11 protein-coding genes and 2 tRNA genes are annotated in these 16,590 nt (G+C 65.8%); 5 read left to right on the top strand and 8 right to left on the bottom strand.

The window, feature by feature from the left end; translation table 11 throughout:
• Positions 1 to 75: 75 nt before the first annotated feature.
• Positions 76 to 468 (top strand): fluoride efflux transporter FluC, encoded by a 393-nt coding sequence (locus tag ADIAG_RS19925; protein WP_235045825.1) that lies wholly within the window; start codon positions 76 to 78, stop codon positions 466 to 468.
• On the top strand, positions 465 to 896 hold the full coding sequence (locus ADIAG_RS03905; protein WP_007270008.1) for a fluoride efflux transporter FluC: 432 nt from the start codon (positions 465 to 467) through the stop codon (positions 894 to 896). The genes ADIAG_RS19925 and ADIAG_RS03905 overlap by 4 nt, the downstream gene beginning before the upstream one ends.
• 65 nt (positions 897 to 961) lie before the next feature.
• On the opposite strand, the gene ADIAG_RS21315 is transcribed toward ADIAG_RS03905, so the two are convergent.
• From ADIAG_RS21315 to ADIAG_RS03880, 5 genes are all read right to left on the bottom strand, one after another.
• Positions 962 to 2,671 carry a YrdB family protein gene (locus ADIAG_RS21315; protein WP_235045824.1) on the bottom strand — a complete coding sequence of 570 codons (1,710 nt, stop codon included), beginning with the start codon at positions 2,669 to 2,671 and terminating at the stop codon, positions 962 to 964.
• Between the two features lie 296 nt (positions 2,672 to 2,967).
• Positions 2,968 to 3,041 (bottom strand) — tRNA-Met (locus tag ADIAG_RS03895).
• A gap of 316 nt (positions 3,042 to 3,357) precedes the next feature.
• A tRNA-Met gene (locus ADIAG_RS03890) sits at positions 3,358 to 3,431 on the bottom strand.
• Positions 3,432 to 3,543: 112 nt separating this feature from the next.
• Positions 3,544 to 6,486, bottom strand: a complete 2,943-nt coding sequence (locus tag ADIAG_RS03885) for a UPF0182 family membrane protein (protein ID WP_007270006.1) — start codon at positions 6,484 to 6,486, stop codon at positions 3,544 to 3,546.
• A gap of 310 nt (positions 6,487 to 6,796) precedes the next feature.
• Positions 6,797 to 7,969 (bottom strand): YlbL family protein, encoded by a 1,173-nt coding sequence (locus ADIAG_RS03880; RefSeq protein WP_007270005.1) that lies wholly within the window; start codon positions 7,967 to 7,969, stop codon positions 6,797 to 6,799.
• 212 nt (positions 7,970 to 8,181) lie between these two features.
• Between ADIAG_RS03880 and ADIAG_RS03875 the strand changes: the two genes are divergently transcribed.
• Positions 8,182 to 9,687 carry a zinc-dependent metalloprotease gene (locus ADIAG_RS03875; RefSeq protein ID WP_007270004.1) on the top strand — a complete coding sequence of 502 codons (1,506 nt, stop codon included), beginning with the start codon at positions 8,182 to 8,184 and terminating at the stop codon, positions 9,685 to 9,687.
• Positions 9,688 to 9,767: 80 nt separating this feature from the next.
• On the opposite strand, the gene ADIAG_RS03870 is transcribed toward ADIAG_RS03875, so the two are convergent.
• On the bottom strand, positions 9,768 to 10,544 hold the full coding sequence (locus tag ADIAG_RS03870) for a M48 family metallopeptidase (protein ID WP_007270003.1): 777 nt from the start codon (positions 10,542 to 10,544) through the stop codon (positions 9,768 to 9,770).
• Positions 10,545 to 10,811: 267 nt separating this feature from the next.
• Between ADIAG_RS03870 and ADIAG_RS03865 the strand changes: the two genes are divergently transcribed.
• Positions 10,812 to 11,768: a ThiF family adenylyltransferase gene (locus ADIAG_RS03865; RefSeq protein WP_161623932.1), complete on the top strand. Its 957-nt coding sequence runs from the start codon at positions 10,812 to 10,814 to the stop codon at positions 11,766 to 11,768.
• A 72-nt stretch (positions 11,769 to 11,840) separates the two neighbouring features.
• Here the strand turns inward: ADIAG_RS03865 and ADIAG_RS03860 are convergent, their stop codons facing one another.
• A complete protein-coding gene (locus ADIAG_RS03860) occupies positions 11,841 to 13,982 on the bottom strand; it encodes an ATP-dependent DNA helicase UvrD2 (RefSeq protein WP_007270001.1) in 2,142 nt (713 codons plus the stop codon).
• A gap of 3 nt (positions 13,983 to 13,985) precedes the next feature.
• A complete protein-coding gene (nudC, locus tag ADIAG_RS03855; protein ID WP_007270000.1) occupies positions 13,986 to 14,951 on the bottom strand; it encodes an NAD(+) diphosphatase in 966 nt (321 codons plus the stop codon).
• A gap of 214 nt (positions 14,952 to 15,165) precedes the next feature.
• On the opposite strand from nudC, the gene ADIAG_RS03850 reads away from it, so the two are divergent.
• A complete protein-coding gene (locus ADIAG_RS03850; protein ID WP_200859360.1) occupies positions 15,166 to 16,584 on the top strand; it encodes a phosphotransferase in 1,419 nt (472 codons plus the stop codon).
• Positions 16,585 to 16,590 lie beyond the last annotated feature (6 nt).

The raw sequence follows: 16,590 nt of genomic DNA, 5'->3' as shown, positions 1-16,590 counted from the left end.
AACATGATGGCTGGCTCCCCTGTGCATTGCTCCGCAGCGCCCCGCAGCACGGGCCAAAATTTTGCTGCCGTTGCCGTGGGCGGATTTTGCGGCGCCGCGCTGCGCGTGGGTCTGGGCATGTGGTTTCCCGATGGACCGGGCTTCCCGAGCACCACACTGGGCATCAACGTGGCCGGGACCGCGGCACTGGGAGCCCTGACCAGCCATTGGAAGCTCAGTCGCCGGCCCCCCGAATGGCTACGCGCCGGCATCGGCACCGGGTTCTTGGGCGCTTTCACGACCTTTTCCACGCTCATTCTTTTTGTCTTAGGTGCCGAGCGGGGTCTGGGACTGCTTGATGTGGTGTTGTCCCTGGGCCTGTGCGTGGCCGCGGGCTGGGCAGCCATGGCCCTGGTTGATCATCTGGGCGACGGAGGAAGACCTTCCGGGCAGCACCCTGACCGACCTGAACCCGGGAGCGGGCCGTGAACATCCCTCCACTGGGTGTGGTCTTGGCCGTGGCGGTTGCCGGCGCTTTCGGCGCGGTGCTGCGTTACGCACTGGACATCACCTTCAACGCAGCCGCGCACCGGCGTGCAGGCTCCACTGCCCCGGCCTTCCCGTGGGGCATCTTGGCAGCCAATACGCTGGCCTGCCTGCTGGTGGGTTGGGTCGCTTCGTGGGCAACCGCGCGCGGGATCTCCATGGACCTCGCGACGCTGCAGGAAAGTCCGGCTCTGGTCGTTGCCGTGTTGATCATTGGGCTGGGCGGGGGTCTGAGCACCATGAGTACATTCATCATTGGCGCGGTGTCCCTGTGGCGCGGCAGGCACCGGGCCAAGGCACTGTCCTACATTGGGCTCACTATCGGTGCCGGATTGGCTGCCGGATACCTCGGCACTTTGCTCGCAGGCTAGCAGCTGCGGCGTCCCTACCGGGGCCACGCCTCAGCCACCGGTGGGTGGATATTGCGCAGCTTCTCCTAGCGTGCGGCTCGACGGCCCGTAGACTTCTTGCGGTCCTCAACGTTCTGCCCGCGAACCGCAGCGGTCAGCGCCAGGCTGATGGCCGTGAGCCCGCCCATGCACACCGCCAGGACCGGCTGGCCGGCGATGGCCAGCAAAATGGCGCCACCGGCAAAGAGCACGTGTGCGACCACTGCGTGGAAGGGCTGGGGCAGACGTAGCTTCGCCTTGGGCGACATGAAGATGCCCCAGAAGATCAGTACCGGCAGCACCGCAAGTAGCACCGCCACTGCTGGACTCAGCGATAACATCGTCAGGCCCCAGATGCCCAACGCGCCCATCAGCGCGACTTCCAGGACAAAAGAAACAATCATCAGGGCCATCATGAGTCCGCCCGTGCGCGAGGCCGGGGCAGATGCGGAAGAAATCGCCTCAGGTGTCTGATCCAACGGCTTCTCTTTAAGTTCCCCCGCCGGAGCAGAACCTGCGGTCTCTGGTTCCTTGCTGGCGGCGGCCGACGGTGCTGCTGGAACCTTCGAGCTGGCCACGAAGCGTTCGGTGGTGGCATCGGGATTCAAGCGACCGTTCTCGGGTGCGCCGGGGGTTTTCGAAGATTTTGCGGCAGGCTTTGCCGACGCAGCGGTGTCTTTGCTGCCGGCAACGGTATCTGGCTTCGCGGTCCCTGCTGCTGGCTGGGGGGCGGTTGCGGCGATCGGGGCTGCAGCCGGGTCGCTGGTGCCGGCAGCCGTACCAGGTGCCGAAGCCCTAGGGGTTACGGGCTTAGCGCCGGCAGTAGCACCCGGCTTGTTCTCTTGCTTCGGTGTAACGGTCTTGGCTGAAGCTTCTTTGGCCTGTGCTGCAGGCTCGTCAGACTTCATCGTCGAGGACCCGGGCTGTGCGGAGCTCGTGGATGACGCGTTTTGAGCCGAGGGCGCGGACGCAGGCTTGTTCGCAGGCGGCAGCCCGCCGGGCGAGGCAGGGGCTTGTTTGGCTCGCGAGGCAGCCACAGGGGCCTTCTCGCTCTTCACGGCGGGTTCGGCGCGCTGAGCAGCCACTGGTTTTGCCTGTGTGGGGCTCGTGGACGCTGCGCCCGCGGCACGGCGAGTGGGAGCTGGATTGCTCGTGGGTGTTTGTTTCTGAGCATTCACCGGCGGTTTGCCGCCCTTGGGTCCGGCTGCGGACGCGCTCACGGCGTCTGTCCCGGGCTTTACGTCCTTGCTGACCTCTGGTGTGGACGGGGCTGGCGTGGCTTGAGTGGCGGCGGGACGTGCGGCGGTGGGCGCCGAGGCGTTCTGCCGTGCTGGCGGCACGTTTGAACCCGCCGTGGCCAGCTGTGCCGCGGGCTTGGCAGGAGCCGGGGCCGCGGGCTTGGCAGGAGCCGGGGCCGCGGACTCGGCAGGAGTATTTCCAGCCAATTTCTGCGGCGCCTTGGGCTTGGCAACCGCTGGGCCGGTTTTTTGTACGCGCGCGGGTGTGGGTTTGGGGGAATCTTTGGCCGCAGGATTCTGGCCGGGCGAGGGCTTTTCCTGCTTCTGCCCGGGTGTCATCTCCGGGGAGTTTCCGGCGGCGTCCTGGGGGTTATCCGTGGCGGGTACTGAGTTACCGGGTGCCTGGGCAGAGTCTGCTCCCGGGACTGTTGGTGACTTGACTGCGTTGGGCCGTTCGTCCTTACCCGCCTTCGGGGCAGGCGCGTCGCGCCCGGCGTCGGGCACCATGGTGCCCTTCACTGGAACACCGTTCTTCGACGCTGGCTCTTTCGGCACGTTGGTTTTACCTCACATGTACTCGACATTGCTCGACATACGCCAAGCCGACCACTTACCAATCAAGTCTATGACGCCCACCCTACCGAAAGGTAAAACATCAGGTCGGCGTGCAATTCATCGAACCGCTCGTAGCCTCTCGGGCGGGGTCCTGCCCAGCCAGCGAAGGATACGAGGTTCCAGGTTGTCTCGTGGCGGCAAAAACGTCGTTAAACAAGCGATCCGCGGCCCAGTATCTGGACCGCGGATCGCTTCTTTTGTGGCGGGGGCAAGATTTGAACTTGCGACCTCCGGGTTATGAGCCCGGCGAGCTACCGAACTGCTCCACCCCGCGTCGGTAAACACAACACTACCAGCGGGTTGACCTGAGGCCTAATCGGATGGAACTTTCCCCAGCATTCCATGGAACTGACCACGGAAGCGCCCGTTGATCGTGATCTAGATGACGCATCGTGATGGCTTAAGCCGTGTTTGCTAGAATTTTCAGCACTACCGGATCTGCTTGACGATACCTTCGGCCGGCCCGCCCTCGGGACTCAACCGCTTCCCTGCCCCGGGAAATGCATAAGCTACCCGGGGGCGGGCGTTCGGGCCGGCGGTCCAAAGGGAAAGACCCCGACCTGGTTTCCCTGGTCGGGGTCTTTCTTTCGTGGCGGGGGCAAGATTTGAACTTGCGACCTCCGGGTTATGAGCCCGGCGAGCTACCGAACTGCTCCACCCCGCGGCGATATATCAATCATCGCCGACAAGGTGAACACTAAGCAAATCCTGCCGGTGTCGCCCTGCTCACATGCTCAGCAGGGCGACACCGGAGGGCTTGCTGGAAGCCGGGTGCCTTACGGCTCCGTGGTCTCCGCTTCCGGCGCGTCCGTTGCCGGGGCGTCGGTTGCCGGGGCGTCAGCGTCAGGTGCGTCGGTGGCTGCCGGGGCACCCGTCAGCGCGTCCTGCGCATCAGTTGCGCGCTCAAGCGCATCCTGCAGCTTGGCCTGCTCCTGGCCGTACGTGGCGAAGTCGTTCTCCGCCAGTGCCGCCTGTCCTGCCTTGATCGCCGCGTTGGCGTCGCCCAAGGCATCGGTGAGCTGCTGCTCCTCGGTGAGCGTCTCCGGCTCCTCGCCGGGGGCGGGGGCAGTTCCCTCGCCGTTATCGGATTCGCTGGTGACGGCGCCACTTGTGCCCTGGAAGACCTGGTCAAGGGCTTCGGCGAGGGTGTCGGCAAAGCCGACCTTGTCACCGAAGGCCACCAGGACCTTGCGCAGCGTCGGGTAGGACGTCTGTCCGGAGGACTGCACGTAGACCGGCTGGACGTAGAGGATACCGCCGCCGACCGGCAGCGAAAGCAGGTTGCCGTTCTTGACTTCCGAGGCACCCTGACGCAGCAGGTTCAACGCCTGGGAGACCGTGGCGTTGGAGTCGAAGTTCTGCTGTGCCTGGCCGGGGCCGGGCACCGAGAGCTCACGCGGGATCTCCAGCAGCCGCAACTTGCCATAGCCCTCGGCCTTGACTCCGGCCTCCGAACCTGCATCGGCTTCCGCGGCCAGGAACCCGAACAGCACGTTGCGCTGCTGACCGCCCGGGGCGGTCTTCGGGATGAAGGTGGAGGTCAGCGAGAAGGCTTCATTGTCCTGCTTCGGCATCTTCAGCGACAGGTAGTACGGAGGCTGCTTAACGCTGGCGTTGGACTGCGTCGGGTCGGAAGGAACCGACCAGGCATCGTTCTCGTCGTAGAAGCCGCCCGGATCGGTCACGTGGTACAGGGCCAGTAGTTCCCGCTGGACCTTGAACAGGTCCTCCGGGTAGCGCACGTGGCTCATCAGCTCGGCGGACATGTCCTCATAGGACTTGATGTTCGTCGGGAAGACCTTCTGCCAGGCCTGCAGCAGCGGCTCCTCCGGCTCCCATGCGTACAGGACCACCGAACCGTCGTACGCGTCGACAGTTGCCTTGACCGAGTTGCGGATGTAGTTGATCTGCCCGGTCTGGGTTACCGCACGAGTGCCGCCGGTCAGCGAGTCGGTGACCGCCGAGTCCAGCGCCTGCTGCTTGGAGTACGGGTAGTTCTTCGAGGTCGTGTAGGCATCAACGATCCACTGCACACGCCCGTCGACGATCGCCGGGTAGGCGTTGGAGTCAACGGTCAGGTACGGCGCGACCTTCTCCACGCGCTGCTTCGGGTTGCGGTCGTAGAGGATCTGCGAGTCGTCGTTGATCGCATCCGAAAGCAACAGGTCCGTGGAGGCGAACTTCAGCGAGTACACCAGACGGTTGAAGAAGTTGCCCACTGCCGGTCCGCCGTCACCGTCAAAGGTGTTGCGGGTGTCTTCGCTGCCCGAACCGGAGGCCGGGCGGTCAAGCTCGCGCGGCTCCCAATCCTCGGGGCCGCCGACGATGGAGTAGTCAGGAGAGAGCTCGCCGAAGTAGATGCGCGGCTCATAGGTGTCATCGCTGGCCAGCACGCCGTCGGTCGGAATGCCCGACAGCATGAAGTCGGGGCGTCCGCCGGCTGCCACACGGTTGCCGTACGCGGCCACCAGGCCGTAACCGTGGGTGTAGGTGATGTGCTGGTTGACCCAGGAGTCGTTCGGGTTCACATTCAGCTCACGGACACCGATCACGGTGTCCTCGGTCTTGCCGTCGATCTCGTACCGGTCCACGTTCAGCGTGGTGGTGAACTTGTAATAGGTACGGAACTGCTGCAGCTGGTCAAACGCTGCAGCAACCAGGTTCGGGTCCAGCAGACGGATGTTGGTGGTGGTCGCACTGTCCTGAGACAAAGCGTTTTTCTGCGGGTTCAGCTCGACGTCGTAATTCGACGCCTCGACAGCGTCCAGGCCATAGGCCTCGCGCGTCATGTCAATGTTCTTTTGGATGAATTCGCGTTCCAGCGTCTTCTCCGAGGGAACGACCTGGTACTGCTGCACGATGAACGGGTAGATGCCACCGGCGACGATGACCGTCACCAACAGCATCGCGGTGCCGATGATCGGCAGGCGCCAGCGGCCCATGATGGCCCCGACGATGAAGGCCACGGCGACCAGCACCGCGGCGATCGCCAGGATCGTCTTGGTGGGGATCACTGCGTGCACGTCGGTGTACAGGGCACCTGCCACGCGACCGTCCTGCGCGAGCAGGGTGGAGTAGCGATCAACCCAGAAGTTCACTGCCTGCAGCAGCAGGAAGGCCACAGCGACCACCGCGATGTGGATGCGGGCGGGCTTGCCGATGGCCACTCCGCCGCGTTCCTCGATGCGGATTCCGCCGTAGAGGTAGTGGGTCAGCAGTCCGGCGATCCCGGCAATGAGCACCACGGAGATCAGGTACCCGGTCAGCAAGCCGATGAACGGCAGCGAGAACATGTAGAACGAGAGGTCCATGCCAAATTCGGGGTCGACCTTGTTGAAATCAACCTGGTTGAAGAAGAGCAGGACCTCCTTCCACTGCGAGGTCACGGCGGTGGCGGCGAAGATGCCGATGACCACCGGGACACCGATCATGAGCAGACGACGCATCGGTTCGAGCTGCGACTGGTACTTGGACATGGTGTCCGGTTGGTGCCCGTCCGGGGCGTAGACCGGCCGCGAACGGTAGGCCAGGCGCAGGGAGAACCAGATGGCCAGCGCCATGATGACGAAGGCGACCACAAAGATCGCTGCCTTGGACAGGTACTCGGTCCAGAACACGCGCTGGAAGCCGAGCTGGTTGTACCAGAGCACATCGGCGTAGATGCTGGAGACGAAGACGAAGACCGCAACCAGCACGCCGATCACAATGATCGTGGGCATCAGCGGGGATGGACGCCGTTGCGGACGCGGCTGCGGGTCGGGACGTCCTTCAGGTCCCTTGGGGGGACCTCCGAAGGGACTGCCGGTGCCAAAACTCAATTTTTACCTCATCGTTGGAACGATTCGACGCGCAGGAAACGCATCACACATGTGTCTTTGTTCTCTATTCTGCCCTGCCACGAGCCCCGGGGAAGAACCCTTGGCCCGATGTCGGCAAAATGTGAGGAGATTGTGACCGCGCGTCGTATCGAGGCGGTGATGGACCCGGAGTCGGAGCCCCAGGCGCTAGGGCTCCGTCAAGAGTTACCGCTCAGCTACAGCCGGGAAAGGATGCGGGGTCCGCACCAGCGCCGATCCCTTCGACCACGGAGCGCGCCTCGGCCAGCGTGGAGACCTTGAGGACTTCGAGCCCCGCGGGGATCCTACCGACCACATCCGGACAGTTATCGGCCGGGGCCAGGAAGTACTTCGCGCCTTCGTCCTTGGCACCGACAAGTTTCTGTGCGATCCCGCCGATGGGCCCCACGGCGCCGTCTGCGGTGATGGTCCCGGTGCCGGCGAAGTGCTCGCCCCCGGTCATCGATCCCTCGGTGAGCAGGTCCACGATCGCCAGGGCGAACATCATCCCGGCACTGGGACCCCCGACGTTCTCCAAACCGAACTTCACCTCCAGTGGGAAGTCGAAGCTTCCCGAGAGCAGGATGCCCAGCTGGCGTTGGCCTTCGGGCCCGGCGTCGGTGCTGACCGAGACGCTCTGTTTCTTGTCCTCGCGCAGGATCTCGAGCTTGCTCGGCGCCTCGCCGGCGGCGGCGAGCTGCTTCTTGAGCATCTCGAGGTCGGTGATCTTCTTCCCGTTGATGCTCTCGAGCCGGTCCCCGGTCTTCAGGACCCCGGCATTAAGCTCGGTGGCGAAGCCTGCAACACCCAGGTGGCTGCTGTAATCGATGTCCAGCTCGGTGAGTGCCGCGGCGGTGGACAGCTGCTGCGAGTCGTCCATCGACAGGGTGTTCGCTTCACTTTTCTCGGTGCTGGTGATCCCCCGGGGAACCACGATCTCCTCCGGGATGACGTCCTGGTCGGGGTTGATCCACCCCCACAGCACGTTGAAGAAGGGCAGCCGCTGCTGCCCGCCGCCGGGGCTGTAGATCGTGGTCATATCCAGCGCCCCGGTCACCGGGTAGGTCTTTTTCCCGTCGATGGCCAGCAATTTGGTGCCTTCGACCTCGCCGATGGTGTTCAGCGCCGGGCCGGCAGACTGCACCACGAAGTGCGTGGGCAGCACCGTCGCAGCGACGATCAAGACCATCGCCAGCCAGCCGGCGATCGCACGGTTAGCGCGCAACGTCGCGGTGCCGGCATCCTTATCGGACACGGTCCCACCCGGCGGCCGGGCCTGCCCGTGGACCGGCTCGGCGGACATGGATAAGTAGTGGTGGATGCCGTCAGCTGGCGCCTCGGCGGGTCCTTCGGGCGCAGCTGGCACGGTTCCCTCTTTCAAGTTTCACTTTCGGACCGACGGCGCTGGGGTACTGGGCCGCACGCCACGGGCAGCTTCAAGCCTACAAGGATCCGGCGACCGCCTGCGCTGGGGCACGGGGTCCAGGCACCGTGTTCACAGGCAATTCCGATGTGCCCACAGCGAACTGTCATTCCAGATCATGGGCCGATCCGACACCGCAGGGGTACCGTTGAACCATGGCTGAAAATCCCCCTTCAAACCGACCCGACGGCTCCGAGAACGACGATGAGAACCCGAAGGATCCGTTCTCCGAGATGTTCGGCTCGCTCTTTGGCGGGGCGGGCGGATTCGACCCGAAAAACCTTCCCGAGGGACTCGGTGAGGCCATGGGCCTGTCCAACAATCCCGAGGCCATGGCGCAGATGATGGCGCAGGCCAAGGCGATGATGTCGGCGATGTCCCAGGGCGATGGTGGCCCGGTGAACTGGAAGATGGCCACCGACTCGGCCCGCCAGGCTATTTCCGGTGACGATCCTTCGATCTCCGAATCCCGCGCCGCCGCGGTGGCGTCCGCCTCACGGCTGGCCGAGATGTGGCTCAATGCCGCCACGGTATTCGAGGCCGACGGCAGTCAGGCCCGTGCCTTCTCCCGCGCCGAATGGGTCGAAAAGACCATGCCGGTGTGGAAATCACTGACCACACCCGTCGCGGAGTCAGTGGGCAAGGCCATCACCGCCGCGCTCTCCGAGCAGATCCCCGAGCAGATGCGCCCCATGATGGGCGGCGCGCAGGGCATGTTGCAATCCATGGGCGGAACCATGTTCGGCATGCAGCTGGGCACCGCGGTCGGCGGGCTGGCCAAGGACGTGCTGGGCGCCACCGACATCGGGCTGCCGCTGGCCGGCTCCGCACCGGCCCTGGTCCCCACGAACATTGCCGCCTTCGGCGAGGGCCTGGAGGTCCCCGAACAGGAGGTGCTGCTCTACGCGACGCTGCGCGAATGCGCCCACGCCCGCTTGTTCAACCGGGTGCCATGGCTGCGCTCGAGCGTGATTTCCTCCGTGGAGGCCTATGCCCGTGGCATCCACATCGACATGTCACGCATTGAGGAAGCGGTCCGCGACATCGACCCGAGCAACCCCGAGTCCTTCCAGTCGCTGATGGGTGAGGGACTGTTCATGCCCAAGCGCACCCCCGTGCAGGAATCCGCGCTGGCCAAGTTGGAGCTGGTGCTGGCGCTGATCGAGGGCTGGGTCGACGAGGTCGTCGCCGGCGCCGCGGTCAACCTGCCCGAGGCCGAGCGGCTGCGCGAAACCATTCGCCGGCGCCGGGCCACCGGCGGGCCTGCGGAGAACGCCTTTGCCTCCCTGGTGGGACTCGAGCTGCGGCCGCGCCGCCTGCGTGAGGCCTCGGCACTCTGGGCCCACCTGCTGACCGAACGCGGCATGGATGGACGAGACGCTATCTGGGCACACCCCGACCTGCTGCCCACCGAGGAAGATCTGATGGACCCCACCGGGTTCACCACGCGTCGCCAGTTGGCCGAGGCCGACATGACCGACATCGACGAGGCGCTGAGCAAGCTGCTTGACGGCGGATTCGACCAGCCACCAGCAGACCCCGAGCAAACCGGGCAGACTGGCCAGCCTGAGGACGGGCCGACTACACCCTCAGATGATTCCGGCGCGGAGTCCGGGGACAAGGACCAGGGCCCCACCGGCGGATCGCCGCGGGAGAGCTAGTCCACAAAACAGCAAAACGGAAGCGGGTATCGGCCACAGTGCCGGTACCCGCTTTTTGCTCCCGCACGGTGTGGCGGGCCTCAGCCGAAGAGCCGGCCCTGCCCGGCGTCGTTTGACTGGTGAGGCTCCGCGGACCCCGACGGGGGCCCAACCGTGGCCTCGCCATACTCGTTGCAGTTGTGGTCGTTGTCGCTCTCGTTCTCGTTGTCGAAATCATCGTCGTCGAACCCATCACCGCCGATCCCGTCATCGGGGTCAATGCCGGCGGCGCCAGGAATTCCAGGGGCCAACCCCATATCTCCTGCCCGCGCTGCGGCCATCCCGTGGCTGACACCGGAGAGGAAGATCTTCGCGTCATGGGCGCGTGGGTAGCGCTCCAACGCTGCCTTGAAACGGGGCCCGTGGCCGTCGAGCGGTTCCACCAGGTGGGCGAGCTCGTGGGCCAGCACATAGTCCTGCACCCACTGCGGCATGGAGCGCAACCGGTGCGACAGCCGGATCCGGCGGCTACGTAGGCTGGCCGAGCCCCAGCGCCGGTTCTGGTTCGCGACCCAGCGCACCGACACCGGCCTGGCCAGCTTGCCAAAGAGCGCAGCGTCCATGGAGTGCGCGCGGGCCAGCAGCTGGGCATCGGGATCTTCCGCGGTTCCGGCGGCTAGCTTGCGCCGAATTTTCTTGACCATGTCATCGACCAGCATCCGCTCGGCGTCCAGGCTCAGCCCGGCGGGGACGGAAACCACCATGGTGTCCTGCTTCCAGGCCGCCGAGATCGTCTTTTTGCGCTTAGCCGAGCGGATCACGCGCACGGCGGTGCCTTCGGTATCCACATATTCCATCGTCGATGGCTGCGTGTGCATCTGCATGTCCTTTCCAACCGGTGTTCCGGGGGCGTGTTCTGTTCCGAGGTCCCGGTCCCGAGTATCCGCTGCGGCCCGCTGGTGCGGGCACTTGCCCGCTCCGAGATGTGGATAACCTCTGCGGCGGCACGGCCACGGTGCCACCATGGAATCCCAGATAAGGGTCCCGGCGCACCACAGGCGCGGCGCGGGTCATTGGACCGTCCAAGGAGGCACATCGTGAGGATCAATCCGGGGCTACAGGTACTTAGCCTAATGGAGGGTGTCGTGCAGATCGGAACCGGGCAGCGGGCTCGCTGGCTCACCGGGCTCAGTGCCGCCGAGAAACGCTTCGTGTTTTCGCTCTGTGAAAACGGGCTGCCCACCCCACCTACGCTGCCGCAGTCCCCCGAGCAGCACCGGCGCAGCGAAATCCTCACGGTGCTGGCCCCGGTGCTGCTGTACTCCCCCGCACCCCGGGAGCCGGCCGCAACAGTGGGGGCACGATTGCTTCCTGATGCCCGCCGCTGGAGCGCCGCCTACCAAATGGACGCGACCGAGGTATTGGAACGCCGCAGTGCGGCGCGGGTGGCGATCTACGGTTGCGGACGCACCGGGCAGCTGCTGGCTCATATCTTGGCCGGAGCCGGGGTTCACGGGCTGCTGCTGATCGATCCTGGCACCATGGAGGCGCAGGATCTGGGAGCCGGGACCACCGGGATCGCCGCGGTGGGTTCGGGCAGGGCCCATGCCACGGCCCGGGCTCTGCGCCCGCTCCATCGGCAGTTGCAGGTCGCCGAGACCGAGTCCCGCGATCCGGGCTCCGCGGCCCTGGACATGGCGGTGGTGATTTCCGATGGGGTCCTGCCGCCGCTGGCTTCGCTTCCCGAAGACGATGCGGTGTTGCCGGTGTTATTCACCGACTCCGGGCTACATCTAGGACCGTTGTGTCTTCCGGGGGTGAGCATGTGCGCACCGTGTGTCTGGGAGCAATGCGACCCGACGCTACGGATGCTCGGTGAGGCCGCGGCAAGTGCCAGGGACCAGGCGTTGCGGCCCGAAACCTCGTTGGCGGCCCTGGCCGCGGGATTGGCGGCCGTGCAGGTGCTGATGGTCTTGGACCGCATCAACATCCCCTCCTGCGCCGGATCGATGTTCGTGAGCGACATGCCCACCGGCTCCACCGTTTCGGTGCCGGCCAAGGCGCGGGCGCGCTGCACCTGCCTGGATGATGTGGCGGCTTGACCCCCGCGCAGGATCCCGCGGGGTTCGGCAAAGCCTCCTGCGGGCCGTGGGATGTGGGCCGTGGGCCCGGGCCTAGTTGGGGGTTTCGCCGTTCAGGATCGCCATCACAGCTTCCCCGTAGCGGTCCAACTTGGTCTTGCCCACCCCGGAGACCCTGCCCAGCGAATCGAGCCCTGCGGGTTTGGCCTCGGCGATGGCCATCAGCGTGGCATCGGTGAAGATCACAAACGCCGGCAGCGAGTTGGCCTGGGCGACGGCCAGTCGCCACGCGCGCAACGACTCGAACACTTCTTCGTCGTACCCTGCCGGACAATTGCCACAGCGGCTGAGCTTGCGTTCGGTGGCGCTGGTCAACAGCGTGCCGCAGACCCGGCACACCGGAGGCCCGGCAGGACGCCGTCGCGTGGCCTTCGGTGCGGCGGAAGCCGTCCGTGTGGTCCCGCCCGGGCGCAGCCCATCCAAAAACCGTGAGGGGCGTCGGTTAGCCCGGCCCCCGGGGGTGCGAGCCAACGACCAGGAGAGCCCCAGATACTTGCGCGCACGGGTGATGCCCACGTACAGCAGCCGGCGTTCCTCGTCGTAGCCGGCCTGATCATCGGCGAAGGAGATCGGCATCAAACCCTCGGAGAGCCCGACCAGGAAGACAGCATCCCATTCCAGGCCCTTGGCCGAGTGCAGCGAGGCCAGCGTGACGCCCTGCAACGTCGGGGCATGTTGGTTGGCGGCGCGCTCCTCGAGCTCGGCCACGAAGGTATGCAGGGTGAAGGGGACTTCGCCTCCGGCACGGGCCTCGGCCATCTCATCGGCGAGCGCCACCAGGGCAGAGAGTGACTCCCATTTTTCGCGCACCGCACCGGAGGCCGCCGGCGCGGTGGCACTGTAGCCCAGCGAGACCAGGATGTCGCGGGTCAGCTGCCCCACGGTATCCCCGTCGGGCCCGGTGGTGGCGTGGCGGGCGGCCGAGCGTAGTTGCAGCATCGCGTCGCGGACCTCGCGCCGGGCGAAGAAGCGTTCTCCGCCGCGCAGCAGATAACCCACTCCGGCCGAGGCCAGCGCCTGCTCGTAGGCCGCTGACTGCCCGTTGGTGCGGAAGAGGATCGCTATTTCCGCCGGCTGGGTTCCTGCGGCAATGAGCTTCTTGATGCGTGCCGCGATCTCCGCGGCTTCGGCCTCATCGTCCTTGGCTTCGAGGAAGGTCGGCTCCGGCCCGTTCTCGCGCTGGGCGATCAGTTCCAGCGGGGTGGGCCAGGCGATGTCCTTATCCGGGACCCCGGCCTCGGGGCGGCGGGCCGCCAGCACCCGGTTGGCCAGGTTCACTACCTGAGGGGTGGAGCGGTAGTCACGCACCAGCTTCACTACCGGGGCGTGCTCGTATTTGGCCGGAAAATCCAGCAGGTGCCGCGGGGTGGCGCCGGTGAAGGAGTAGATGGTCTGCGAGGAATCGCCCACCACGCATAGTTCATCGCGCCCGCCGAGCCACAGATCCAGCAAGCGTTGCTGCAGCGGGGACACGTCCTGGTACTCGTCAACCACGAAGTGGCGATACTGTTCGCGCACCGAGGCAGCGACCCGGACATCGTCCTCCAGGATCGCCACGGTCAGCAGCAACACGTCCTCAAAGTCGATGAACTGCCGATCGGTCTTCACATCCTCGTAGGCCTGGAAGATCCGCGAGACCGTGGTGGTGTCCAGCCCCCCGGGGTTCCCGCGATCCTCAGCCGCCGCCATATAGGACTCGGGGGTCAGCATCGAGACCTTCGCCCATTCAATTTCGCTGGCCAGATCACGCACCGTGGCGCGATCGGCGTTGGTCCGCAGCCGGCGCGCTGCCTCGGTGATCAGCGGGGCCTTGTAGTCCACGATGTTGGGCAGGTTCCCGCCGATGGATTGCGGCCAGAAGTATTGCAGCTGGCGCAGCGCCGCGGCGTGGAAGGTGCGGGTCTGCACGGAGCCGGCCCCCAGGGTGCGCAGCCGAGAGCGCATTTCCGCCGCGGCGCGAGCGGTGAAGGTCACCGCGAGCATCGAGGAGGGTTTGTAGACCCCGGTGTGCACACCGTAGGCGATGCGGTGGGTGATGGCACGGGTCTTGCCGGTGCCGGCACCGGCCAGCACACAGAGCGGTCCGCTCAGCGTGGTGGCAACCTGGCGTTGTTCGTCGTCCAGTCCGCCCAGGATCCGTTCTTCCATGGCGCCGGGTGCGTCGGTTTCTGTCATGGTCTAGTTTTCCAGGTGTTCGGGCTCGGGCAGGACGCCACCAAACCAATGTTCGATCAGCGCACTGGCGATCGAGACCCCGGAGGGCACCGCAATGGCACCGGAACGCACCTGGTCGGCCAGTTCCTCACGGGTGAACCAGCGCAGGTCGATGATTTCTTGGCCGTCGGGCACCAATTCGGTGCCCAGGGCGGTGGCGGTGAAGCCTAGCATCAGCGAACGCGGGAACGGCCAGGGCTGCGATCCCATGTAGCGCGGGTTGGCGACCTGGACCCCGGATTCCTCGGCGACTTCGCGCACGACCGCAGCTTCCAGCGATTCACCGGGTTCCACAAACCCGGCCAGGGTGGAGAAGCGGGTGCCGCCCCAGGCCTTGTTGGCGCCAAGCAGCAACCGGTCGGCGTCGTCGGTGATGGCCACGATGACCGCAGGGTCGGTACGCGGGAAGTATTCGGTGCCCTCGGCTATACAGACCTTGACCCAGCCGGAGTCACGCATCTTGAGGGGGCCGCCGCAGCCGGGGCAGAAGTTCATCGCATGGTTCCAGTTGGCGATGGCCACGGCCTCCACGAAGAGTCCTGCGTCGCGTGCGGTGAGCCCCGCTGCGACATCGCGCAGTCCCAACCATTCGCCGGGGTGCGTGACGTGGCTGGCGACAGGTCCGGCGGCATCTTGGGGTGCCTCGTGGAAGGAATGCAGCAAGATCTCCGCTTCCCCGTCGAAGCCCAGGTAGATGGTGGCCCCTCCATCGGGCACCTCGGGGTGTTGCAGCAGGGTCAGTGCCCCGTCCAGCACCCGTGCCCTCCCGCCGATCAGCACCAGGTGCCGGGTGTCTTCCCGGGTGCGCAGCGCATCGAGCCAGCCCGCTTCGGTGCGTCGCTCGCAGCGGCGGTCGATGGCGGCGCGGGCCAGGGGCAGGGCACCTAGCGCCGGGTGGCTGGGCTCGGGGGAAGAAACGGTATGGCTCATGGGACTAACCGTACTGATCCTCCGGCCCCAACGCATATTCGAAGACCCCGGAGGTGATCCTCACCGCATGTAATCCCGGGCCCCGCACGGTTTTTTTCGCAATCTCAGGCGGGCGGCGGGGAAAGACTGCGGGTATCTGCCAAATGCCCGCAAATCGTGCGACTCGCCGCCGCACGGCAGGACTGAGGCACGACGGCGGTCTACGGTGGATGATGTGAAACGCTCTCCCATGGAACTTGCTGCCATCGCCACCGCCGCGGTCCCCGGTTTGGCGCCCACGGGCGTGGCCACGTTGCCGGACGACGGCAACGACTTCGATTCGGTGCTCATTGTTGATGCCTCCGGGAATCGTTGGCGTGTGCGCTCCCCACTGCATGAAGACGCCAGTATGCGTCTGGAAACTGAACTTGCCGCGCTGCGTGCCTTCTCCGCCGGCATCCGTGCCTCGCTGCCCTTCGCGCTGCCATCGGTGGCAGGAACCGTACGTCAGGGTCCGCTGCGCACCTTCGTCTACAACCATCTGCCAGGCAAGCAATACTCGCTAGAAGACCTGGTCGGCTTGGGTTCGCGCTGCGCCAAGGACCTGGGGTCGGTAATGGCCGCAATCCACTCGATGCCCTCCTCGGCCATCGACCGCGCCGATCTTCCCGCCTACACCGCCGAGCAGGTTCGCCAGCGCCGACTCAACGAGCTGGACGCAGCGGCAACCACCGGCATGATCCCCTCCCGCCTGCTGCGCCGCTGGGAACATGCGCTGGAGGATGTGGCCCTGTGGCGCTTCAACGCCACGGCGATCCACGGTGACCTGCACGAGGACCAGTTGCTCATCGCCGATGCCAAAGTTGTTGCCGTCAACGGCTGGACCGACCTGCAGGTCGGGGATCCGGCCGACGACTTTGCTTGGCTGGCCGCTGTCCACGAGCAGTCCTTTGCCGAAGCCGCTTTCGAAAGCTATGTCGCGGTCCGCGGAGATCGCGCCGATCCACACATCATGCGCCGTGCCGCTCTGGCCGCGGAGTTCGCGCTGGCCCAGTGGCTGGTAAAGGCCATTGCCTCGGGCGATGCCGCACGCATCACCGAGGCGAAGGTGATGCTCGAAGAACTGGATTCGGATATTGCCGAGTACGGCGGCCAGCCGATCTCCGTGGTGGAACCGCCGCGTGCCCCGCGCCCCGAACCTGAGGCCACACCCGCGCCATCCCCAAAGGTTTCTCCTGCGACTCCCGTGACTTTCGCGGTACCCTCGGCCGCTCGCAACGAAGAGAACGACGAGGACGTCGACGAGAGCCAGGACGAAGCCTCCACAGCTGCTCCGGTTGAGGCAGAGACCTCGGCCATAAAGGTCGTGCCCGCTCCGGTAAGCGCGGCTTCGGGGCCTCGGGCTACCCCGCCGGTTCCGGCCAAGGCTCCAGTGAAACCAGCCGAAGCGCCCAAGCCTGCCGCCCCGTCACCGGCGGAGCCGGCCACGCCCGCCGAAGCGCCCAAGCCTGCCGCCCCATCACCGGCGAAGCCGACCAAGCCCGAAGAGGCAGCCAAGTCCCCTGGTACCGCGGCCCCGGACGCACCCAAGAAGGCCAGCGCTGCTGAACCCGAGACCAACGCGATCCCGATCCAGAAACTGGATCCGCAGTAGCCGGAG

This window comes from Paeniglutamicibacter gangotriensis Lz1y (assembly GCF_000348945.1).
GTDB classification, from domain to species: domain Bacteria; phylum Actinomycetota; class Actinomycetes; order Actinomycetales; family Micrococcaceae; genus Paeniglutamicibacter; species Paeniglutamicibacter gangotriensis.
Note: the sequence above shows the minus strand (reverse complement) of the source record. Positions and strands in the feature narration are given on the sequence as shown.

Excerpts from the sequence above, each read along its gene's own strand:
- ADIAG_RS03885 (WP_007270006.1), bottom strand. The coding sequence starts at position 6,486 with ATGCCCACGATCATTGTGATCGGCGTGCTGGTTGCGGTCTTCGTCTTC.
- ADIAG_RS03875 (WP_007270004.1), top strand. The coding sequence starts at position 8,182 with ATGGCTGAAAATCCCCCTTCAAACCGACCCGACGGCTCCGAGAACGAC.
- ADIAG_RS03870 (WP_007270003.1), bottom strand. The coding sequence starts at position 10,544 with ATGCACACGCAGCCATCGACGATGGAATATGTGGATACCGAAGGCACC.
- ADIAG_RS03860 (WP_007270001.1), bottom strand. The coding sequence starts at position 13,982 with ATGACAGAAACCGACGCACCCGGCGCCATGGAAGAACGGATCCTGGGC.
- nudC (WP_007270000.1), bottom strand. The coding sequence starts at position 14,951 with ATGAGCCATACCGTTTCTTCCCCCGAGCCCAGCCACCCGGCGCTAGGT.